Here is a 19,252-nt window from a genome sequence, read left to right on the forward strand (position 1 = left end):
CGCGGTCTTGCGGACAATCTACACCTGTTCTCGCTCATGGATTTGCAGGTATGTCGCAACAGATCTTTTTCGCCCACGCCAATGGTTTTCCTTCGGGGACCTACGGCAAGTTGTTTGCGGCGCTGGCACCCGAGTTTCAGGTGACGCATCTGGAGCAGCACGCCCACGACCCGCGTTTCCCGGCGGACGACAATTGGTACAACCTGGTGGATGAGCTGATCCATCACCTGCAACAACAGGCCGAACCCGTGTGGGGCGTCGGTCACTCCTTCGGTGGCGTGTTGCACCTGCATGCGGCCTTGCGTTGCCCCGAGTTGTATCGCGGCGTGGTGATGCTCGACTCGCCAGTGCTGACCCGGACCGATCAATGGGTCATACGGGCGGCCAAACGCTTTGGTTTCATCGACCGCTTGACCCCGGCCGGGCGTACCCTGGGCCGCCGTGAAGAATTCGCCGACCTGGAAAGCGCCCGGAAGTATTTCGCTGGAAAAACCCTGTTTCGTGGCTTCGACCCGGAATGTTTCGATGCCTACCTGCAACACGGCTTGCATCAGGTCGGCGACAAGTTGCGCCTGCGGTTCGACCCGGCCACGGAAATCAGTATCTATCGCGGTGTACCGCACACCAGCCCGGGCAGCACCCGGCAGTTGCAAGTGCCGCTGGCGGTGGTACGCGGGCACAACAGCCGCGTGGTGATGCGCCATCACGCCAGTTCGGTCGACCGCCTGCCGTTGGGCGAGTCGTTGACCATGCCTGGCGGCCACATGTTTCCGCTCGAACGTCCCCTTGATACCGCTGACATGCTCAAAGGCCTGTTCTACCGTTGGGACGGCCGTCGACAACAGGATTGCGCATGAACCACGTCGTCGAAGAGGTCCGCCTGAGCCTGCCGCATATCGAACTGGCGGCGCACCTGTTCGGTCCTGAAGACGGATTGCCGGTCATTGCCCTGCATGGCTGGCTGGACAACGCCAACAGTTTTGCCCGTCTGGCGCCGAAGCTTAAAGGCCTGCGCATCATCGCCCTGGACATGGCCGGTCACGGTCATTCCGGGCATCGCCCGCCGGGAGCCGGCTACGCCATGTGGGACTATGCCCACGACGTGCTGCAAGTCGCCGAACAGCTTGGGCTGAAGAAGTTTGCGTTGATGGGGCATTCGATGGGCGCCATTGCTTCGTTGATCATCGCCGGGTCGATGCCCGAGCGGGTCACCCACCTGGCGTTGATCGACGGCATCATTCCTCCTACAGACAAAGGTGAAAACGCTGCCGAGCGCATGGGCATGGCCCTGCAGGCGCAACTGGATCTGCGGGAAAAGCGCAAACCGGTCTACGACACCCTCGACCGAGCCATCGAAGCGCGCATGAAAGGCCTGGTGGCGGTCAGCCGCGAGGCCGCAGAACTGCTGGCGCAGCGTGGCCTGATGCCGGTGCCGGGCGGTTACACCTGGCGCACCGACAATCGCCTCACACTGCCATCGCCGCTGCGTCTTACCACCGAACAGGCCATGGCCTTCGTCCAGCGGGTCAAGTGTCCTGCAACACTGGTGGTTGCCGCCGACGGCATGCTCGCCAAACACCCAGAGTTGCTGGAGCGTCTACCCTTTAGCCGGGAACAGCTGCCAGGCGGCCACCATTTGCACCTCAATGATGAGTCTGGTGCCGATCTTGTCGCAGACTGTTTCAATCGGTTTTTCGCCATTCCTTGACTTGCGCCGGGCAACTGTCGAGGCTTGGCGGGTTGAAAAGGGAGACAACCATGATAGATCTCTACACCGCTGCGACCCCGAATGGCCACAAGGTCTCTATCGTGCTCGAGGAACTCGGCCTGCCCTACACGGTGCATGCCTTGAGTTTCGACAAAAAGGAGCAGAAGTCCGCGGACTTCCTCAAGATCAACCCCAATGGCCGGATTCCGGCGATTGTCGACCGCGCCAATGGCGATTTCGCCGTGTTCGAGTCAGGCGCCATCCTGATTTACCTCGCTGAACAGACCGGCAAACTGATGCCATCGGACCCGAAGGGGCGTTCGCTGGTATTGCAATGGCTGATGTTCCAGATGGGGGGCATCGGACCGATGCAGGGCCAGGCCAACGTGTTCTTCCGCTACTTTCCGGAAAAACTCCACGGTGCCATCGACCGGTATCAGCATGAAACCCGTCGCCTCTACGAAGTGCTCGACACGCGGTTGCAAGGCGTGGAGTTCCTCGCCGATCAGTACAGCATTGCCGACATTGCCACCTTTCCCTGGGTGCGCGGCTACGAGTGGTCGGGCGTCTCGGTGGAAGGCTTGACGGCGTTGCAACGCTGGATGGCAACCATGGAGGACCGGCCGGCGGTGCAGCGTGGCCTGCAAGTACCGAAACGCGCCGATGAAGCCAGTATTATCAAGGGCGCCCAGGCCATGCTGATCCGATGAGTCTATCCATGCGTTCATTCAGTTTGCTGGTGCTGTGCAGTTTCAGTCCCTTGTTATTCGCCGCCGATGTTCCGGGCAGTCAGGACCTGCCGATAGTGCCGCGCATGGTCGACGCCCAGATTGTCGACTATCGCCCCGCCGCCGAACTGGAGCGGATCTACCCGTTGGGCTCGATCCGTAAAATCAGTGGCCAGTTACGATTCGACGGCCAGGTCAGTGCCCGCGGCAACGTCACTTCGGTGACCTACGAATTACCCTCGGAGCATTCATCCATCGAGGCGTTCACCGCTGCCCGCGAGGCTTTGCAACAGCAGGACGCCGGGTTGCTCTTCTGGTGCCAGGCGCGCGATTGCGGTGAAAGCAGCCTCTGGGCCAACCAGGTCTTTGGCAACGCCAAGCTGTACGGCGCCGACGATCAGCAAGCCTATTTGTTGCTGCGACTTGCCGCTCCAAGGGACAACACGCTCGTTGCGCTGTACAGCATCACCCGGGGTAATCGCAAAGCCTACCTGCATGTCGAACAGTTCGAGGCTTCGACACCGCTGGGTGAGTTGTTGCCGACCTCCGCGACCTTGCTGCGTGAACTCAAGAGCACCGGCGAGCTCGATTTTGCCACGCTGAACAGCGCACCTGACGAGACCTGGCTCCGCTTGATTTCTCGCGGACTGAATCTGGACACCACCTTGCGGGTCAGCATTTCCGGAGCGAACGCCGAAGCCTGGCGTCAGGCCCTGATTGGCCAGGGCGTGCGTACCGCGCGGATGGAAGTCGGCAGTGCCGAAGGCTCTGGCCTGCACATCGAGCTATTGCGCTAGGCTGTACCGGGCGAGCGCGTACGTCGCGTTCGCCTACTCTTTTGCTGACTGACTTTTTCGAGACTTTTGATGATCAATAACGATCGCCTGTTGGTGCAGATCCTGCTCGTGGCGTTGTTCGGCGCGAGCTTCTGGGTGATGGCGCCGTTCTGGTCGGCGATGTTCTGGGGTGCGGTCCTGGCGTTTGCCAGTTGGCCGCTGATGCGCTTGCTGACCCGTTGGCTCAATGGCCGCGAGTCGCTGGCGGCGGCATTGCTGACGCTGGGCTGGATGGTGTTGGTAGCGGCACCCTTGGTGTGGCTGGGTTTCAACCTTGCCGATCATGTGCGCGATGCCACGGCATTCATCAAGGATGCACAGGTTGAGGGGCTTCCCGAAGCGCCGCTGTGGCTGGGTTCGATTCCCCTGGTGGGCGGGCGGCTGGTGGGGATCTGGAACAGCATCGATGAGCAGGGCGCGGCGATGATGGTGTCGCTCAAGCCTTATCTGGGGCAGGTGGGTAACTGGTTGCTGGCGCGCAGCGCGCAGATCGGCGGCGGTATTCTCGAACTGACCCTGAGCGTCGTCTTCGTATTCTTTTTCTATCGTGACGGGCCGCGCCTGGCGGCATTTGTACACACACTGCTGGAGCGGCTGATCGGTCAACGGGCCGGCTACTACATTGAGCTGGTGGCGGGCACGGTACAGCGGGTGGTGAACGGCGTGATCGGCACTGCGGCGGCCCAGGCGATCCTGGCGTTGATCGGGTTCCTGATTGCCGGCGTACCGGGTGCGCTGGTGCTTGGCATCGTGACGTTCATGCTCAGCCTGATCCCGATGGGCCCGCCGCTGGTGTGGATTCCGGCGACCGCGTGGCTGGTCTGGAAAGGCGAGTACGGGATGGCCATATTCCTCGGGATCTGGGGCACATTCATCATCAGCGGTGTCGACAACGTGCTCAAACCGTACTTGATCAGCCGTGGCGGCAACCTGCCGCTGGTCATTGTGCTGCTTGGGGTGTTTGGCGGGTTGATTGCCTTTGGCTTTATCGGCCTGTTCATCGGCCCGACATTGCTGGCGGTGGCCTACAGCCTGTTGATCGACTGGAGCACGACCCAGGCACGGGGTGAAGATCGCCGGCCCTGAGATTTGTATTCAACTCCGGGCGGCGATCCGACGAAGCTTTTGACTCAGGTTGCTACGTTCAGGTGCTTGCCCACGCTTGCCACGTTATCGAGCGAATACTGCTTGCTCAGGTTGGCGATCATTTTTTGCAGCGCGTCATTTACGCTCGATTGATCGGAAGAACTGTTGGTGTTCTGCTCCCGACCGGCCTGCAGGGCTGCCTTGAGTTCATCACTGCTGACACCACCGCTGCTGTCGCTGTCCAGCGCCTTGAGCAGCGCGGTGCTGGTGTCGGTGCTGGTCGACGAGTTGCTGTTGCTGGCCTGTAACGCGCTGCTCAGTTCATCGCTGCTGATGGTGCCATCGCCGTCGGCGTCCAGCGCGCTGATCAATGCGTCAGCGAGGTCGGTGTTGGGGGCTTCATCGCCTGGCGGAGGCGGCGGGGGAGCCATCACGGCCATTTCTTCGCCGCTCAGGCTGCCACTGCCATCACTGTCGAGGTCGGTGAAATTCTTGCTCAGGTTGACCAGTAAACCGTCATCGGTTTGCTGCGACAAAACACTCTTGAGTTCATTTTGATCGACCGTGCCATCGCTATTGCTGTCGAGTTTGGCCAACAGGTCTTTCTGCAATTGCTGGTTGCGGGCGCTATTGGATGTGGTGCTGCTGGTGTAATTCGAGTAATTGCTGCTGATGCTGCCGATCATGGGGCTCACTCCTTGGAAAGATAAACCGGTGGTGTACCGGCTTATGCAGACTCAAGGGGCGAGTTGTCGCGGATATGTGGAGTTTGTACCGAGTGGTACACATGGCTGTCAGCCTCGCCAATACCCCTGTGGGAGCGGGCTTGCTCGCGAAGAGGGAGTGTCAGTCGACGAAAATGTTGTCTGGCACACCGCATTCGTCGGAACGCCGCTCGGAGCAAGCCCGCTCCCACAATGGACCGGTGTGGCTTTCAGGTCCGGGGCAGGCGAATCACCGCCGTCAGGCCGCCGCCCGGAGTTTCTTCCAGTGTCAGCTGCCCGCCCATTCGTTGCGCGGCCTCCCGGGCAATGGTCATGCCCAGGCCAACGCCGCCGGAATTGCGATTGCGCGAGCCTTCAAGGCGAAAGAAGGGTTCGAACACCGCTTCACGTTGTTCTGGGGCGATGCCCGGGCCATGGTCGATGACCCGAATCTCCAGCTGTTCACGATGGTCTTGCAGGGTGATCAACGCCTGTCCGGCATAGCGCAGGGCATTGTCCATCAGGTTGTTGATGCAGGAGCGCAAGGCCATCGGCTGAACTTGCAGGGGGGCGCAGTGGCCGCTGGCCTGGACGTTCGCACCCTGGTCCTGGGCATTTTCGCTCAGGGATTCCACCAGCGCTTGCACGTCCATCCACTGCGGAGCTTCGCTGGTGCGTTGTTCATGCAGATAGGTGAGGGTGGCGTCGAGCATGCTGATCATGTCGTCGAGGTCTTGGCGCATCTGACCTTGCAACTTGTCGTCGTCGATTTTCTCCAGCCGCAGTTTGAGCCGCGACAGCGGCGTGCGCAGGTCGTGGGACACGGCGCCAAGCATGCGCGAGCGCTGCTTGACCTGTTCCAGGATGCGGCGCTGCATTTTGTTGAACGTGTGCGCCGCTTGCCGTGCTTCCCGTGGTCCCGATTCTTCCAGTGGCGGGCTGTCGAGGTCTTCGCTCAAACGCTCGGCCGCGTCGCTCAGGCGCTGGATCGGCCGGCTCAGCAGTTTGGCGCCGTACCAGGCGGCAATGATCAGTGAGACCAATTGAAACGTCAGGGGTACCAGGGGGCCGCCGAACCACGGCCGTGGTGGCCGTTTTTCGAGGTTTGGGTCCAGTGGTGGGCGTGGCCCGTCCAGGCCCTCGGAAAACTCCGGTGGAGGCGGCGGTGGCGGCGGGCCGTAATGATGAAACCAGGCAAAGGCCAGCAGGTGCGCGAGGATAATCGCCAGCAACAGCACGCCAAACAGGCGGCCGAACAGCGTATCGAAGCGCCCGCGCATCAGCCGATGTCTCGGGCATCGAACAGGTAACCCTCGCCGCGAACGGTCTTGATCAACTGCGGAGCCTTGGGGTCGTCGCCGAGTTTCTGGCGCAGGCGCGACACCAGCAGGTCGATGCTGCGATCAAAGGCTTCGATCGAACGACCGCGAGCGGCGTCAAGCAGTTGTTCCCGGCTGAGCACGCGGCGCGGACGTTCGATAAACACCCAGAGCAGGCGGAATTCGGCGTTGGACAGCGGCACCACCAGGCCATCGTCGGCAATCAGTTGCCGCAGCACACTGTTCAGGCGCCAATTGTCGAAACGAATGTTCGCCCGCTGTTCGCTGCGGTCATCGCGCACCCTGCGCAGGATAGTCTGGATCCGCGCCACCAGTTCGCGAGGCTCGAACGGCTTGGCCATGTAGTCGTCGGCGCCCAGTTCGAGGCCGATGATCCGGTCGGTGGGTTCGCAGCGGGCCGTGAGCATCAGGATCGGGATGGCCGACTTGGCGCGCAGCCAGCGGCACAGCGACAGGCCGTCTTCACCGGGCAGCATCAGGTCGAGCACCACCACGTCGAAATGCTCCGCCTGCAACGCCAGGCGCATCGCGGCACCATCGGTGACGCCGCTGGCGTGAATGTTGAACCGGGCCAGGTAGTCGATCATCAATTCGCGGATCGGGACGTCATCGTCGACGATCAGGGCACGAATGCTCCAGCGTTTGTCGTCACCGGGCGTTTTTTGGTCGTCGTTCACGGGTGCTGGGGTGTTGTGCATGCGTGCGTTCATCTGCCAGGTAGGCTGCCAACCACAAAGATAGGCTGCGAGGTTGTGGTTCCAGCATAGGCGTCCGGCCCTGAGGCGGGAAGCGCTGTTGCAGGGACCTGTTGCGGTTGCCGAGGGTAGCGGGCCTGGGTGTTGCGGGCGTGTCGTGTGTGTATCGAACTCGACACAATGGCCTCAAGGGCTAGTCTTGCCTGAGCCGTCGCGACGATTTACCGATCATCGGGTCCCGCAGCGGCGCTGGTTCCGCTACAATGCGCGCCGATTTCGACTTGCCTGAGAGCCCACTCATGTCCGCCTGCCAGACTCCCATCATCGTCGCCCTGGATTTCCCTACCCGTGACGCCGCACTGAAGCTGGCCGATCAGTTGGACCCGAAGCTGTGCCGGGTCAAAGTCGGCAAGGAACTGTTCACCAGCTGCGCCTCGGAAATCGTCGGCACCCTGCGCGACAAGGGTTTCGAAGTGTTCCTGGACCTCAAGTTCCACGACATCCCGAACACCACCGCGATGGCTGTCAAGGCAGCGGCGGAAATGGGCGTGTGGATGGTTAACGTGCATTGCTCCGGCGGCCTGCGCATGATGGCGGCGTGCCGTGAAGTGCTGGATCAGCGCACCGGTCCTAAACCACTGCTGATCGGCGTGACCGTCTTGACCAGCATGGAGCGTGAAGACCTGGCGGGCATCGGCCTGGACATCGAGCCCCAGGAGCAGGTGCTGCGCCTGGCCGCCCTGGCGGAAAAAGCCGGGATGGACGGCCTGGTGTGCTCGGCCCTCGAAGCCCAGGCACTGAAAGCGGCGCACCCGTCGCTGCAACTGGTGACCCCGGGGATTCGTCCGGCGGGCAGCGCCCAGGACGATCAGCGCCGCATTCTGACGCCACGTCAGGCGCTGGATGCCGGTTCCGACTATCTGGTAATCGGCCGTCCGATCAGCCAGGCGGCGGATCCAGCGAAGGCACTGGCTTCGGTTGTGGCTGAACTGGCCTAAACACCGCTAAACCTGTGGGAGCGAGCTTGCTCGCGATGGGGGAGGATCAGGACATCAATGTTGCCTGACACTCCGCTATCGCGAGCAAGCTCGCTCCCACAGTGGTTTTTGGGTGAGTTCAAATATCGGGTTAGACCTTCAACACCAACTTCCCGAAGTTCTCGCCGCTGAACAATTTCATCAGCGTCTCCGGGAAAGTCTCCAGTCCTTCGACAATATCTTCCTTGCTCTTGAGCTGCCCCTTGGCCATCCAGCCGGCCATTTCCTGGGCTGCGCTGGCGTATTGGGCGGCGTAGTCCATCACCACAAAACCCTCCATGCGCGCGCGGTTGACCAGCAGTGACAGGTAATTGGCCGGTCCTTTGACCGCTTCCTTGTTGTTGTACTGGCTGATGGCACCGCAAATCACCACCCGCGCCTTCATGTTCAGGCGGCTCAACACCGCGTCGAGAATGTCGCCACCTACGTTATCGAAATACACGTCGACACCCTTCGGGCACTCGCGCTTGAGGCCGGCGAGGACGTCTTCGCTCTTGTAGTCGATAGCGCCATCGAAACCCAGTTCATCGATCAGGAACTTGCACTTGTCGGCGCCACCGGCGATGCCAACCACCCGGCACCCTTTGATCTTGGCGATCTGCCCGGCAATGCTGCCCACGGCGCCCGCCGCGCCCGACAGCACCACGGTGTCACCGGCCTTCGGAGCGCCGACGTCGAGCAGGGCGAAGTACGCCGTCATCCCGGTCATGCCCAGCGCGGACAGGTAACGTGGCAGCGGTGCCAGTTTCGGATCGACCTTGTAGAAGCCTCGGGGTTCGCCGAGGAAGAAGTCCTGCACACCCAGGGCGCCGTTGACGTAATCCCCGACCGCGAACCCCGGGTTGTTCGACGCAATGACTTTGCCCACACCCAAGGCGCGCATGACTTCGCCGAGCCCGACCGGCGGGATGTAGGACTTGCCCTCGTTCATCCATCCACGCATGGCCGGATCCAGGGACAGGTATTGGTTTTCGACCAGTATCTGACCCGCCGCAGGCTCGCCGACCGGTACTTCCTGGTAGGTGAATGTCTCGCGGGTCGCCGCGCCAACCGGACGTTTGGCGAGCAGGAATTGGCGATTGGTCTGGGAGGTCATGGCAGGCACTCAAGTTGAATGAAGCTTTGTTGATAGCCGGTCAGCGACGATGCTGCAAGTTCGGCTGATGCGGCGAATGCAGGTTGATCCAGTGCAGTGATAGTTGGTACGGCAGTTCCATCACTGCAACTCATGGGAGCCCAACCGGAGCCTTGATAGTGCTGCCGTGTTCAAGACCTCCATGGCTAGACTGGTCCTACGCGATTCCCCGCATTCTTCTTTTTGAGGGCATAACAAAATGAGCATGACGTTTTCTGGCCTGGTGGTCGTGGTGACAGGCGGGGCGGCCGGTATTGGCCGCGCGACCGCCCAGGCATTTGCCGCCGAGGGCCTGAAGGTAGTAGTGGCCGATATGGACGTGGCGGGCGGCGAGGGCACGGTGGCGCTGATTCGTACCGCCGGTGGCGAAGCGACCTTCGTGCGCTGCAACGTTACCCTGGAAAACGATGTAAAAAATCTGATGGGGGAGGTGATCAATACTTACGGTCGCCTCGACTATGCCTTCAACAATGCCGGCATCGAAATCGAGAAGGGCAAGTTGGCCGAAGGTACGCTCGACGAGTTCGACGCGATCATGGGCGTCAACGTCAAAGGTGTCTGGCTGTGCATGAAATACCAGTTGCCGTTGCTGCTGGCGCAAGGGGGCGGTGCGATCGTCAATACGGCATCGGTGGCCGGCCTTGGGGCGGCGCCGAAAATGAGCATCTACGCAGCCTCTAAACATGCGGTGATCGGTCTGACCAAGTCGGCGGCCATCGAATATGCCAAGAAGAAAATCCGGGTCAACGCCGTGTGTCCGGCGGTGATCGACACGGATATGTTCCGCCGCGCTTATGAAGCCGACCCGAAAAAAGGCGAGTTCGCCAACGCCATGCATCCGGTCGGTCGCATCGGCAAGGTCGAAGAGATCGCCAGCGCGGTGCTGTACCTGTGCAGCGATGGCGCGGCATTCACCACGGGGCACTCATTGGCTGTGGACGGTGGCGTTACCGCGTTTTAAAACGACACATCAATACCAGACACACTGCGAACCTGTGGGAGCGAGCAAGCTCGCTCCCACAGGTTTTTTTTGGGTTCCGCTAAAGGGCCAGGCAATGTGTTTCAAATGATTAGATCGAATGGTTTTGGCGGCGTTGTCGCACAAGTCTTCGAACACGCCTGTGATTAACTGCTAATCGCAAAATCAACAGGGGTTTGCTTGCTCATGGAATTGAGAATCGACCGACAGGCGCTGGTGCCCGTCGTACAGCAAATTGTTGACGCGCTGACCTGCTGGCTTCATTCCAGCGGGGTATCGCCCGGTACGCGCCTGCCTTCGGTGCGACAGATCGCGCGGATCAATTTGCTCAGTCAGTTAAGCGTCGCTCAGGCTTGTGAACGCCTGGTGACACAGGGAATGCTGGTGTCAGGTCATGGAGCCGGCTATGCGGTTGCCGATCCGGCATTGGCCACAGGTACAAAGCACGAGCCGGTGTGGTTCGAGGGGGCGGAGCCCGATCACGGGACTTTTTCGAGTGAGTTGAGGCTTGGCTGTGGCGGGCTGCCTGAAAGCTGGCGCGAGACAGACGATCTGACTTACGCGATTCGGCAAGTCAGTCGTACCGACACGGCCAGCCTGTTCAACTACAGCACGCCGTTGGGTTTGCCAGCCTTGCGACAACAGATCCTCAAGCACCTCAGGCAGCTGGATATCCGGGCAAAGGACAACCGGATCATGACCACGGCGGGTGCCAGTCAGGGGCTCGACCTGATTGTGCGGACGCTGTTCAAGGCCGGTGACTGTGTGGTCGTGGAGAGTCCCGGTTATCCGGTGCTGTTCGATCTGCTCAGGCTGCACGGCATCCACATGGTCGAGATACCGCGAACACCGCGCGGGCCGGACGTGGAGGTGCTCGAGTCGGTGCTGGTCAAACACCGCCCCCAAGGGCTGTTCATCAATAGCTTCTATCACAACCCGACCGGCAGCAGCCTTGCACCGGTGGTGGCGCGCCGCGTGCTGCAACTGGCCAGGACCTTCGGCGTGCAGGTGATCGAAGACGACGTTTATGCGGATTTGCACAGCGGTTCCGGTATGCGACTGGCTGCGCTGGACGACGATGTGATCTACGTGGGCAGCTTTTCCAAGACACTCAGCAGTTCCTTGCGGGTTGGTTTCGTGGTGGCCGATGCCGAAGTCATTACACGTCTGGCCGAGGTCAAGATGATCAGTGGCATGGGCGCCTCGCGATTTTGCGAATCGGTGCTGGCGTGCCTGTTGGCTAACGGTGCCTACCGCAAACTGGTACAGCGTCAGCGCCAACGCTTGAGCAGCGACCGGCTGGTGGTGCTGCAAATGCTCGAAGATGCCGAGTGGGAAGTTTTCGGCAAGCCGGCGGGAGGCCTGTTCATCTGGGCGCGATCACGAATGTCCGACTACGATCAGCTGCGAACCCAGGCACGGCGCCTGGGTGTACTGCTGTCATCGAAGACCGCCTTCAACCCCTCGGGTGAGTCCAGTGACTGGCAGCGTATCAACGTGACATATGCCTGCGATCCGCGTGCCCGGGCGTTCTTTCAGGCCACTGCCCGGGATCGACCTCAAACGTTCTGAAAACGACGTTGGCGTAGCTTTTTGCCATTATTCCGGAGCCAGAGCCTTGTGTTGCCACTGGCCCGTTGCGAATCTGCGTCTACAGACTTTGGCAGGGGACTAAGTGCAATGAATTCGGCCGTGCAAGGACGTTTTGCCAACCTCGGTATGGCGAAAAAACTGGGTGTCGGGTTTGTCCTGGTGCTGTTGTTGACTGCGCTGGTGGCGGGCATTGGCGTTTGGTCCCTGCAAACCATCAGCCAGCGCTTCGATGGGCTCAAGCAAATGTCATCGCTCAACAGCGGTTTGCTCAAGGTGCGGCTACTGGAGCAGGAGTACGCCTTGCACGGCAATCCGAAAACCGTCGATGCCCTGCACGAGGGCGTCGATGGCTTGATCGCCCTGGCCGGCCAGCTCAAGGCCGCGTCTGCGGCCAACGTGCCGGTGATGAATGATGTCGAACAGTCCCTGGGAGCCTATCGCAAGGCCTTCGACGAGTTTGTCTCGCTCACCCAGGCCAAGGACCTGGCGCTGGAAATGGCCAGTTGGTCGGTGTCCAGCGTGGCCAATAACCTTGATGTATTGCAATCCGGGCTCACCGATGACGGCACCTATACGCTGAAAGACTCCGAAGGCAAGGACGGTGCGCAATTCATCGAGCAGGCCAGCCAGGTCAGCCAGGTTTCACGCTTGATGCTGCAAGCCATGAATGAAGCGCGCGTGCGTCTGGATCAAAGCCGCAAAGGCGACGACAGCGCCGGGCAGGGCAAGATCGAACAGGCCAGCCAGGCATTGGCCCAGGCCGAACAGCTCAAGACTACGGTCAAGGACGAGGGTTACCAGACCGTCCTCAATGAGGTGATGGGTCATATCGTCAGTTTCAGTGACAAGCTCGCCGAGTACACCGGCCTGCTGGAACAGGAAAAAACCGTCTATCAACAATTACACCAGCGCGCAGCCCAAGTGGTCGAGCGGGTGGATCAGGCTTATGTCGCGCAAGACCTGGCGATGCAGGCTGAACTGAAAAAGAACTCGCTGCTGATCATTGGCTCTTCCGCCCTGGCCTTGCTGGTTGGGTTGGTTGCCGCGTGGATCATCACCCGGTTGATCGTGGCACCGCTGCGCCGTGTGATTCAGGTGGCGCAGCAGATTGCCTCAGGGGATTTGAGTGCGACCATTGACGTGACCCGCCGTGACGAAATCGGCCAGTTGATGCAGGCAATGCAACAAATGGGCGCGGGGCTCAGCCATATAGTCAGCGGCTTGCAATCGGGTATCGAGCAGTTGGCGACTTCCGCCCAGTCGTTGTCGGCGGTGACTGAACAGACCAATCTCGAAGTCAGCACGCAGAAGGAGGAAACCGAACAGGTCGCCACCGCAATGAATCAGATGACGGCCACGGTGCATGACGTCGCGCGTAATGCAGAGGAAGCTGCGCTGGCCGCGCAAACCGCTGACGGCAGGGTTGAAAGTGGTCAGCAGGTGGTGCGCCAGAGCATGGCGCGGATCGAGCAGTTGGCGGACTCGGCCACCTCGGCCAGTTCGAGCATCGAAAGCCTGAGTGCGGAAATACAGAACATCGGCACGGTCTTGAGCGTGATCAAAAGCGTGGCAGAGCAAACCAATCTGCTGGCGTTGAATGCGGCGATCGAGGCAGCCCGGGCCGGCGAGCAGGGCAGGGGCTTTGCAGTAGTGGCCGATGAAGTGCGTGCGCTGGCCAAGCGAACCCAGCAATCGACCGAGGAAATCGAACGCCTGGTCAGCGCTTTGCGCTCGGCGGCGCAGTCGTCGGTGCGGCAGATCCAGAGCAGTGGCGAATTGGTGAAGCTGGCGGTCAGCGATGCCTTGCAGACCGAGAGTGCGCTGGGAAGCATTGCGGCGGCGGTGTCGTTGATCCAGCAGATGAACCAACAGATTGCCGCGGCGGCCGAGGAACAGAGCTCGGTGGCCGAGGAGATCAACCGCAGTGTCACCAGTATTCGCGCCAGTGCCGATCAGTCATCGCTGGCGATGCAGGGCAATGCAGCGTCGAGTATTCAGCTGGCGCAACTGGGGGTTGAACTGAAGGGGATGGTGGGGCATTTCAGGCTTTGAAATGATCATCGGCCAGGCTAAAAAAGCCACCTCTCGGTTAATGCTCATCAGTTAACACACTAAACCTGTGGGAGCGAGCTTGCTCGCGATGGCGGACTGTCAGGCACCCCTTGTGTGACTGTCCAACCGTCATCGCGAGCAAGCTCGCTCCCACAGGGTGGCGGTGTTCAAACCGTTGACTGATCGGAATTAACCTCTAGGTGGCTTTTCCATTTTCGCTGATCAGTCGTAGATCGCTTTCTTCTTCCAGTCTGCGTCAACCTCGACGTCCTTGAGGCCTTCGGTCAACTGGTTGACCTCGCCTTCGACCGGAGCGATGCGATCCATGACCTGGTCGTTGGCCCTGGCCAGGAGTTTTTCCAGGTACTCCAGTTGCTCGGCATAGACCTGTGGTTCCTGCTGTTTGCGCAGGTATTGCACGCCACGTTCGAATGCCAGGCGGGCCTGCCCGGGCTGGTTCTGTTGCAGGGAGTGCTGGCCGAGGTTGTTGAAGAACTCGATGTGCAGCAGCACCAGGATGTGGCGCACTTCACGAATCCAGCGCTTGGCTTCGTTGGGGGGCAGGAAGCCGTCCTGTGCCGCGCGGGTAACCTGGCCGTGCAGGGCTTCGAGCAGGAAGCGTACATCCTTGGCCTTGGCTTCAGTCTGGATCGGTGCCGGCGGATTGTTGACCGGGATGGATTCACCCTGGCCGACAAGGGCCTCCAGTTCGGTGATCCGTGCCTTGAGGTTGGCGCTGGATTTTTCCAGGTTAAGCAGGCGCTGGCAGACGTTCAGTTCCAGGCGGGCCAACAGCAGCTTGAGGGCCGGGGTCATCAGCTGGCCGGGGAACGTCTCGGTGATTTCGCCGCAGCGTCGCAGGCGATCGTTGAGCTCAATCTTGGTACGGGCCTTTTCCAGCTTGTTGTTTTCCACCACATGGTTCATGTAGCCAATGGCGATCAACAGCGCGATCCCGGCTACGACTAGCAGGGTGATCATGAGTGGCGTCACCGGTAAGACCTCTTTATAGGTTACGCATGCGGGTTGAGTGGCTTGGCATTTGAGCCCCCAGGCCCGCACGACGGGTTGGATCGGACATGCTTGTTCTTGTATCGGCCGGAGCCCCGCTTCTATGAATGATGGCACTCGATACTCAGATTGCCATCATCGGGTGGACTATAACGTCTTGGCGGGTGCCAGAATATAGGCGTCAAACGCCGGGCAGCGGAAAAACCGCAATGGCTCCCAAAAGCAGGGCGAAGTCATTGATTTAAATAAATTTATATCAGGGGGTTGACGACCTCTCAATCCATCCATAGAATGCGCGCCACTTGCAGCGTAAAGCACACAGCGAAACGAAGCAGGGAGTGAATGTAGTATGTGTGTCCCCTTCGTCTAGTGGCCTAGGACACCGCCCTTTCACGGCGGTAACAGGGGTTCGAGTCCCCTAGGGGACGCCAATGCGGGAATAGCTCAGTTGGTAGAGCACGACCTTGCCAAGGTCGGGGTCGCGAGTTCGAGTCTCGTTTCCCGCTCCAATTTTAAACAGCGTTGCTTTCGGGCAGGGCTGAGTGAAACCAGAACCAAGTCTTCGGATGCGGCTCTGGACACCGAAACACACACCATGTGTTCCGGGTAGCGTGTCCCCTTCGTCTAGTGGCCTAGGACACCGCCCTTTCACGGCGGTAACAGGGGTTCGAGTCCCCTAGGGGACGCCATTTGCGGGAATAGCTCAGTTGGTAGAGCACGACCTTGCCAAGGTCGGGGTCGCGAGTTCGAGTCTCGTTTCCCGCTCCATATTTAACGAAAACGCCGCTCATTGAGCGGCGTTTTTGTGTGCGCGTAAAAAACCGGATCAACTGCTGAGGGTTTGTACCAGGCTTTCGAGCGCTTCAGTGGTTTTGTCATCCTGCACCGGTTGCGTAGCGGCAGCTGCTTTGAGTTGGCGTGCCAGGCGGTATTCGCTGGGCGTGCAGTTTGCGAACTGCTTGAAGGCACGGGCGAAGTAGGAAGGATCCTTGAAGCCGGCCTCATAGCCGATGCTGGTAATCGGCATCTGGCTATTGTCGAGCAGATCCTTGGCGAAGTTCATGCGCTTGTCCAGGATGTAATCCGTGAATCCAAGCCCATTGGCTTCCTTGAACAGGCGGCTGAAGCGAAATGTCGTCATGCCGCAGCGTTGCGCCAATTCCCTCTGATCGATGCTGTCACGAAAGTGCTGTTCGATGTACAGCATGACATTGCTCAGCGCCTGGTGTTTTTGGTGTCCTGAGGTCCGACGGATGCTGTCCGGCAGGGTAGGGGAGTGGTCGATCTGCGATGACTTGCCCCGGCCGTTGGCATTTCGGCGCAGCTCGCAGAGCTGCACCACCGCCGTCAGGTAACGATTCTTCTCGGTGGTCGAGAGCGGGAGCACCATGTATTCCCAGACGCTGGAGCGCATGGCCCATACAGCCAGTTCCTCCGAGTGCTGCACGGTGAACATGGTGATCGGGATGCTGGGGGTGGTGCGTTTGATCTCCAGCAACAGTCGCAAGCCTGGCGTGTCGGGGCGATCAAAATGGACGCAGATCATGTCTGCCGGTTCCCCGATGGGCAACACGGAGTTTTTCGCCAGTTTGCAGTCGCAGGTACCCTCGAACTGCGCGACGAGTTCTTTCGTGGACCGATCATGAGTCAGATCGAACCACAGGAGCGATGGCCTTTTGGTCAAGTTGGACGTCATGTCTCTACTCTGGGGTTCTTGGTGACTCACTTCGCTAGTATTGCCAATGTGCTATCACCTTGCAGATTTAATCCCGATAGGAAAGACGGTTTTTAGTTCTATTCGCTCTATGGGTTGCCTGGAAGGCAGCCCGAGCGAGTGTTTGTTGGTGTGTTTTCGACAAACCGGGTTTAACCGCTTGTCGCTTGTGAATCAATGACAATTGCCTTTGGTTTTCAACGCCTTGTTTACCCCTCCCGTTACTTCTGTAAAGACCAATGTCCCATATTTGGCCGCCCCGCAAAAAAGTCCTAACGATGTGCAAAATCTTCCTAACGCCAATGCCTGCACCCTGACTACTGTTGCACTCAGGCAGCGCAGAACGTACTGCCTCAGAAAAAACAACATTCGAGTGAGGTGGGCAAAATGATCATGCAAACAATCAAGGCTTCGGTAGTGAAGTTCATCAATGACGAAGATGGTCTGACCGTTGTGGAGTACGCGGTAGCCGGCGGGTTGGTTACGGCGCTTGTCGTCGCAATATTTACCACTCTTGGAACAGCGGTTCAGACCAAAATGCAGACACTCTGCACCGCGCTTAATAATAACGTCGCTTGCTGATAGTTCCCGCTGGGTGACGCGTCGATGTTTATGGGGCAGCCGGTTGCCGCTATTTCTAATAGGGCGCCGGCAACTTTCTTCATGGACATCGCGTTGTCCCTTTCAATTTGCGTAGAGAGCGCAAATCACTGCGCTGTTAAAGGCCGCCAATAGCAATGTTGCGTGCTAACGATTAATACCCGCAGGGAGACATGCCATGTCCACGGAACTGGTATCGATGGTTTTACTGATAGGGCTTTTGGGCGTGGCGGTGGTTAGCGATCTGCTTCACCACCGTATTCCCAACATGCTGGTCCTGTTGGGCCTTGCCCTGGGCTTGGCCGGTCAGACTTACTCAGGCGGTGTCGGCGGATTGGGTGACAGCCTGCTGGGCATCCTGATCTGTTTTGCGCTGTTTCTGCCGATGTACGCCTTCGGTGGCATGGCTGCCGGTGACGTCAAGTTGATGGCAATGGTCGGCAGTTTTCTACCGTTCCAATACGCATTGTGGGCTGCAATGTTCAGCCTGGTAGCTGGCGGCGTATGCGGTTTATTGATCGTGCTGGTTCGCGGTCAATTGCGTCAGACCTTTGGGCGCTATTGGCTGATTCTTAGGGCGCAGGCTTATCTGGCGCCAACTTCGGATGAAGTAGCCGGCAAGCCTTTCCCATATTCGATTGCAATATTGATCGGCACTTTGAGCAGCGTCTACGGGCAAGTTGCCGGTGGATTCGGAGGTTAGACATGCACGTCATCGTCGATAGTGATGCCTACCCCAGTGATCGGGGAGCGGTGCAACGGCTGGCTCCTCAGCCCTGCACTATCCGCGAAACTGGCCTGACGGACAGTTTTCTCGGCGAGTTGGTGTGCAAGCATTTGTTTGATGCCGGTGTGCTGGACATGTCGCGGCTGGTGGACCGCCTGGCGCTGACCGGCGCGGTACTTGAAGAGGTCCTGGCGTTTCTGCGCAAGGATGGCCGTGTCGAAGTACTCGGCCAGGTGAGTCAAACGGGCGGCCAGATGTTGCGATATGGCCTGACCGAGCGCGGTCGCAGTGTCGCCCGCGATGCCCTGTCGCGCAGTGGCTATATCGGTGCGGCACCCTTCCCGGTGAGTACCTACCGGTCCCTGATCAAGCTACAGACCATTCACCATGGTCGCATCAACGCCAACGATATGCGCAATGCCCTGGCAGGCGTAGTGCTCACGGAGGAGATGCTCGATCAGTTGGGTGTGGCGATGAACTCCGGGCGCGCGATCATGATTTATGGCCCCGCGGGTACCGGCAAGACTTATGTCAGCAGTCGGCTGATCCGTCTGTTCGCCGAGGCCATCTGGGTCCCCCATGCCATCGTCATCAACGAGTCGGTGATCGAGATCTATGACCCGCAAGTGCATCAGCGGCTCGATGACAACGCTCAACAGAACACCCTGATGCTCAACGAAGGGATCGACCGTCGACTGCTGTGCTGCAAACGCCCGATCGTCATCACGGGCGGTGAGTTGAGCATGGAACAGCTGGACGTTCGTTATGACCCTTTCACCCGTCAATACCAGGCTGCCCTGCAGCTCAAGGCCAGCAATGGCCTGTTCATCATCGACGACATGGGGCGCCAGCGCATGGCACCCGCCGAGCTGTTGAATCGCTGGATCGTCCCGATGGAAGAGAAGCGCGATTTCCTCAACTTGGGCGGTGGTCGGCATTGCGAGCTGCCATTCGATCTGATTCTGGTGTTTTCCACCAACCTCAATCCACTGGAGCTGGCCGATGAGGCCTTCCTTCGGCGGATTGGCTACAAGCTGCAATTCGGTTACCTGAAGCCCGAGGAGTACGAAAAGATCTGGCGTATGGAAAGCGAGCGTCTGGGTATTTCCTATGACCCGCTGTTGGTGCGTTATGTGCTGCAAAGGCTTTATGCAAGTGAAGGCATGCCCCTGGTGCCCTGCCATCCCCGAGATCTCCTGAACATGGCGCTCGATCGCCAGCGTTATATCGGCGGTTCCGGACCACTGTCACCGAAAGAGTTGGAATGGGCCTGGCACAACTACTTCGTCCAGCTCAACTTTCTTTGA

General features: G+C 59.5%; 18 protein-coding genes, 4 tRNA genes and 1 pseudogene. 17 read left to right on the forward strand and 6 right to left on the reverse strand.

Annotated features, from left to right (window positions below):
• The first annotated feature begins 50 nt into the window (after nucleotides 1-50).
• From KW840_RS02540 to KW840_RS02560, 5 genes are all read left to right on the forward strand, one after another.
• A complete protein-coding gene (locus KW840_RS02540) occupies nucleotides 51-857 on the forward strand; it encodes an alpha/beta fold hydrolase (protein ID WP_150754038.1) in 807 nt (268 codons plus the stop codon).
• Nucleotides 854-1,708 carry an alpha/beta hydrolase gene (locus tag KW840_RS02545; RefSeq protein ID WP_218494369.1) on the forward strand — a complete coding sequence of 285 codons (855 nt, stop codon included), beginning with the start codon at nucleotides 854-856 and terminating at the stop codon, nucleotides 1,706-1,708. Before KW840_RS02540 ends, KW840_RS02545 begins: the two co-directional genes overlap by 4 nt.
• 50 nt (nucleotides 1,709-1,758) lie before the next feature.
• Nucleotides 1,759-2,418 (forward strand): glutathione S-transferase family protein, encoded by a 660-nt coding sequence (locus KW840_RS02550; RefSeq protein WP_218494370.1) that lies wholly within the window; start codon nucleotides 1,759-1,761, stop codon nucleotides 2,416-2,418.
• Between the two features lie 8 nt (nucleotides 2,419-2,426).
• Nucleotides 2,427-3,233 (forward strand): DUF4892 domain-containing protein, encoded by an 807-nt coding sequence (locus KW840_RS02555; protein WP_218494371.1) that lies wholly within the window; start codon nucleotides 2,427-2,429, stop codon nucleotides 3,231-3,233.
• A 69-nt stretch (nucleotides 3,234-3,302) separates the two neighbouring features.
• Nucleotides 3,303-4,358, forward strand: a complete 1,056-nt coding sequence (locus tag KW840_RS02560) for an AI-2E family transporter (RefSeq protein ID WP_090457260.1) — start codon at nucleotides 3,303-3,305, stop codon at nucleotides 4,356-4,358.
• A gap of 44 nt (nucleotides 4,359-4,402) precedes the next feature.
• On the opposite strand, the gene xopAW is transcribed toward KW840_RS02560, so the two are convergent.
• From xopAW to KW840_RS02575, 3 genes are all read right to left on the reverse strand, one after another.
• Nucleotides 4,403-5,044, reverse strand: coding sequence for an EF-hand domain-containing protein (gene xopAW, locus KW840_RS02565; protein WP_218494372.1), 642 nt, complete (start codon nucleotides 5,042-5,044; stop codon nucleotides 4,403-4,405).
• Nucleotides 5,045-5,292: 248 nt separating this feature from the next.
• Nucleotides 5,293-6,342, reverse strand: coding sequence for a HAMP domain-containing sensor histidine kinase (locus KW840_RS02570; RefSeq protein WP_218494373.1), 1,050 nt, complete (start codon nucleotides 6,340-6,342; stop codon nucleotides 5,293-5,295).
• Nucleotides 6,342-7,100 carry a response regulator gene (locus tag KW840_RS02575; RefSeq protein WP_218494374.1) on the reverse strand — a complete coding sequence of 253 codons (759 nt, stop codon included), beginning with the start codon at nucleotides 7,098-7,100 and terminating at the stop codon, nucleotides 6,342-6,344. Before KW840_RS02575 ends, KW840_RS02570 begins: the two co-directional genes overlap by 1 nt.
• Before the next feature lie 296 nt (nucleotides 7,101-7,396).
• Here KW840_RS02575 and pyrF point away from each other — a divergent pair, with 296 nt between their 5' ends.
• Nucleotides 7,397-8,095: an orotidine-5'-phosphate decarboxylase gene (gene pyrF / locus KW840_RS02580; RefSeq protein ID WP_008016546.1), complete on the forward strand. Its 699-nt coding sequence runs from the start codon at nucleotides 7,397-7,399 to the stop codon at nucleotides 8,093-8,095.
• Nucleotides 8,096-8,225: 130 nt separating this feature from the next.
• On the opposite strand, the gene KW840_RS02585 is transcribed toward pyrF, so the two are convergent.
• On the reverse strand, nucleotides 8,226-9,230 hold the full coding sequence (locus KW840_RS02585) for an NADP-dependent oxidoreductase (RefSeq protein ID WP_090457259.1): 1,005 nt from the start codon (nucleotides 9,228-9,230) through the stop codon (nucleotides 8,226-8,228).
• A 238-nt stretch (nucleotides 9,231-9,468) separates the two neighbouring features.
• Between KW840_RS02585 and KW840_RS02590 the strand changes: the two genes are divergently transcribed.
• The 4 genes and pseudogenes from KW840_RS02590 to KW840_RS28905 all read left to right on the forward strand — a co-directional run bounded on the left by KW840_RS02590 (nucleotide 9,469) and on the right by KW840_RS28905 (nucleotide 13,893).
• The gene (locus tag KW840_RS02590) at nucleotides 9,469-10,230 is read left to right on the forward strand and encodes an SDR family oxidoreductase (protein ID WP_218494375.1); all 762 of its coding nucleotides are present in this window, start codon (nucleotides 9,469-9,471) and stop codon (nucleotides 10,228-10,230) included.
• 204 nt (nucleotides 10,231-10,434) lie between these two features.
• Nucleotides 10,435-11,820, forward strand: coding sequence for a PLP-dependent aminotransferase family protein (locus KW840_RS02595; protein WP_218494376.1), 1,386 nt, complete (start codon nucleotides 10,435-10,437; stop codon nucleotides 11,818-11,820).
• A gap of 987 nt (nucleotides 11,821-12,807) precedes the next feature.
• A pseudogene (locus KW840_RS28900) lies at nucleotides 12,808-13,032 on the forward strand (HAMP domain-containing protein); the annotation flags it as partial.
• Nucleotides 13,030-13,893, forward strand: a complete 864-nt coding sequence (locus KW840_RS28905) for a methyl-accepting chemotaxis protein (RefSeq protein WP_371318441.1) — start codon at nucleotides 13,030-13,032, stop codon at nucleotides 13,891-13,893. The pseudogene KW840_RS28900 and the gene KW840_RS28905, both read left to right, overlap by 3 nt.
• 222 nt (nucleotides 13,894-14,115) lie before the next feature.
• Here the strand turns inward: KW840_RS28905 and KW840_RS02605 are convergent, their stop codons facing one another.
• Nucleotides 14,116-14,874 carry a hypothetical protein gene (locus tag KW840_RS02605; RefSeq protein ID WP_218494378.1) on the reverse strand — a complete coding sequence of 253 codons (759 nt, stop codon included), beginning with the start codon at nucleotides 14,872-14,874 and terminating at the stop codon, nucleotides 14,116-14,118.
• A gap of 385 nt (nucleotides 14,875-15,259) precedes the next feature.
• On the opposite strand from KW840_RS02605, the gene KW840_RS02610 reads away from it, so the two are divergent.
• The 4 genes from KW840_RS02610 (at nucleotide 15,260) to KW840_RS02625 (ending at nucleotide 15,672) form a co-directional block, all read left to right on the forward strand.
• Nucleotides 15,260-15,335: transfer RNA gene (locus KW840_RS02610), tRNA-Glu, on the forward strand.
• A 2-nt stretch (nucleotides 15,336-15,337) separates the two neighbouring features.
• Nucleotides 15,338-15,413, forward strand: a tRNA-Gly gene (locus KW840_RS02615).
• 104 nt (nucleotides 15,414-15,517) lie between these two features.
• Nucleotides 15,518-15,593, forward strand: a tRNA-Glu gene (locus KW840_RS02620).
• 3 nt (nucleotides 15,594-15,596) lie between these two features.
• Nucleotides 15,597-15,672, forward strand: a tRNA-Gly gene (locus KW840_RS02625).
• 58 nt (nucleotides 15,673-15,730) lie between these two features.
• On the opposite strand, the gene KW840_RS02630 is transcribed toward KW840_RS02625, so the two are convergent.
• Nucleotides 15,731-16,600: a DNA-binding response regulator gene (locus KW840_RS02630; protein ID WP_218494379.1), complete on the reverse strand. Its 870-nt coding sequence runs from the start codon at nucleotides 16,598-16,600 to the stop codon at nucleotides 15,731-15,733.
• A gap of 405 nt (nucleotides 16,601-17,005) precedes the next feature.
• Here KW840_RS02630 and KW840_RS02635 point away from each other — a divergent pair, with 405 nt between their 5' ends.
• The 3 genes from KW840_RS02635 (at nucleotide 17,006) to KW840_RS02645 (ending at nucleotide 19,252) form a co-directional block, all read left to right on the forward strand.
• Entirely contained in the window at nucleotides 17,006-17,200 is a 195-nt protein-coding gene (locus KW840_RS02635; RefSeq protein WP_218494380.1) for a Flp family type IVb pilin, read from the forward strand.
• A 196-nt stretch (nucleotides 17,201-17,396) separates the two neighbouring features.
• Nucleotides 17,397-17,921: a prepilin peptidase gene (locus KW840_RS02640; protein WP_218494381.1), complete on the forward strand. Its 525-nt coding sequence runs from the start codon at nucleotides 17,397-17,399 to the stop codon at nucleotides 17,919-17,921.
• A 2-nt stretch (nucleotides 17,922-17,923) separates the two neighbouring features.
• A complete protein-coding gene (locus KW840_RS02645; protein WP_218494382.1) occupies nucleotides 17,924-19,252 on the forward strand; it encodes an AAA family ATPase in 1,329 nt (442 codons plus the stop codon).

The organism is Pseudomonas sp. PDM30 (assembly GCF_019218985.1).
Taxonomy (GTDB): domain Bacteria; phylum Pseudomonadota; class Gammaproteobacteria; order Pseudomonadales; family Pseudomonadaceae; genus Aquipseudomonas; species Aquipseudomonas jessenii.

Excerpts from the sequence above, each read along its gene's own strand:
- KW840_RS02590 (WP_218494375.1), top strand. The coding sequence starts at position 9,469 with ATGAGCATGACGTTTTCTGGCCTGGTGGTCGTGGTGACAGGCGGGGCG.
- KW840_RS02570 (WP_218494373.1), bottom strand. The coding sequence starts at position 6,342 with ATGCGCGGGCGCTTCGATACGCTGTTCGGCCGCCTGTTTGGCGTGCTG.
- KW840_RS02605 (WP_218494378.1), bottom strand. The coding sequence starts at position 14,874 with ATGATCACCCTGCTAGTCGTAGCCGGGATCGCGCTGTTGATCGCCATT.
- KW840_RS02595 (WP_218494376.1), top strand. The coding sequence starts at position 10,435 with ATGGAATTGAGAATCGACCGACAGGCGCTGGTGCCCGTCGTACAGCAA.
- KW840_RS02640 (WP_218494381.1), top strand. The coding sequence starts at position 17,397 with ATGTCCACGGAACTGGTATCGATGGTTTTACTGATAGGGCTTTTGGGC.
- KW840_RS02540 (WP_150754038.1), top strand. The coding sequence starts at position 51 with ATGTCGCAACAGATCTTTTTCGCCCACGCCAATGGTTTTCCTTCGGGG.
- KW840_RS02550 (WP_218494370.1), top strand. The coding sequence starts at position 1,759 with ATGATAGATCTCTACACCGCTGCGACCCCGAATGGCCACAAGGTCTCT.
- pyrF (WP_008016546.1), top strand. The coding sequence starts at position 7,397 with ATGTCCGCCTGCCAGACTCCCATCATCGTCGCCCTGGATTTCCCTACC.
- KW840_RS02555 (WP_218494371.1), top strand. The coding sequence starts at position 2,427 with ATGCGTTCATTCAGTTTGCTGGTGCTGTGCAGTTTCAGTCCCTTGTTA.
- xopAW (WP_218494372.1), bottom strand. The coding sequence starts at position 5,044 with ATGATCGGCAGCATCAGCAGCAATTACTCGAATTACACCAGCAGCACC.
- KW840_RS02560 (WP_090457260.1), top strand. The coding sequence starts at position 3,303 with ATGATCAATAACGATCGCCTGTTGGTGCAGATCCTGCTCGTGGCGTTG.
- KW840_RS02645 (WP_218494382.1), top strand. The coding sequence starts at position 17,924 with ATGCACGTCATCGTCGATAGTGATGCCTACCCCAGTGATCGGGGAGCG.
- KW840_RS02575 (WP_218494374.1), bottom strand. The coding sequence starts at position 7,100 with ATGCACAACACCCCAGCACCCGTGAACGACGACCAAAAAACGCCCGGT.
- KW840_RS02585 (WP_090457259.1), bottom strand. The coding sequence starts at position 9,230 with ATGACCTCCCAGACCAATCGCCAATTCCTGCTCGCCAAACGTCCGGTT.
- KW840_RS28905 (WP_371318441.1), top strand. The coding sequence starts at position 13,030 with ATGGGCGCGGGGCTCAGCCATATAGTCAGCGGCTTGCAATCGGGTATC.
- KW840_RS02635 (WP_218494380.1), top strand. The coding sequence starts at position 17,006 with ATGATCATGCAAACAATCAAGGCTTCGGTAGTGAAGTTCATCAATGAC.
- KW840_RS02545 (WP_218494369.1), top strand. The coding sequence starts at position 854 with ATGAACCACGTCGTCGAAGAGGTCCGCCTGAGCCTGCCGCATATCGAA.
- KW840_RS02630 (WP_218494379.1), bottom strand. The coding sequence starts at position 16,600 with ATGACGTCCAACTTGACCAAAAGGCCATCGCTCCTGTGGTTCGATCTG.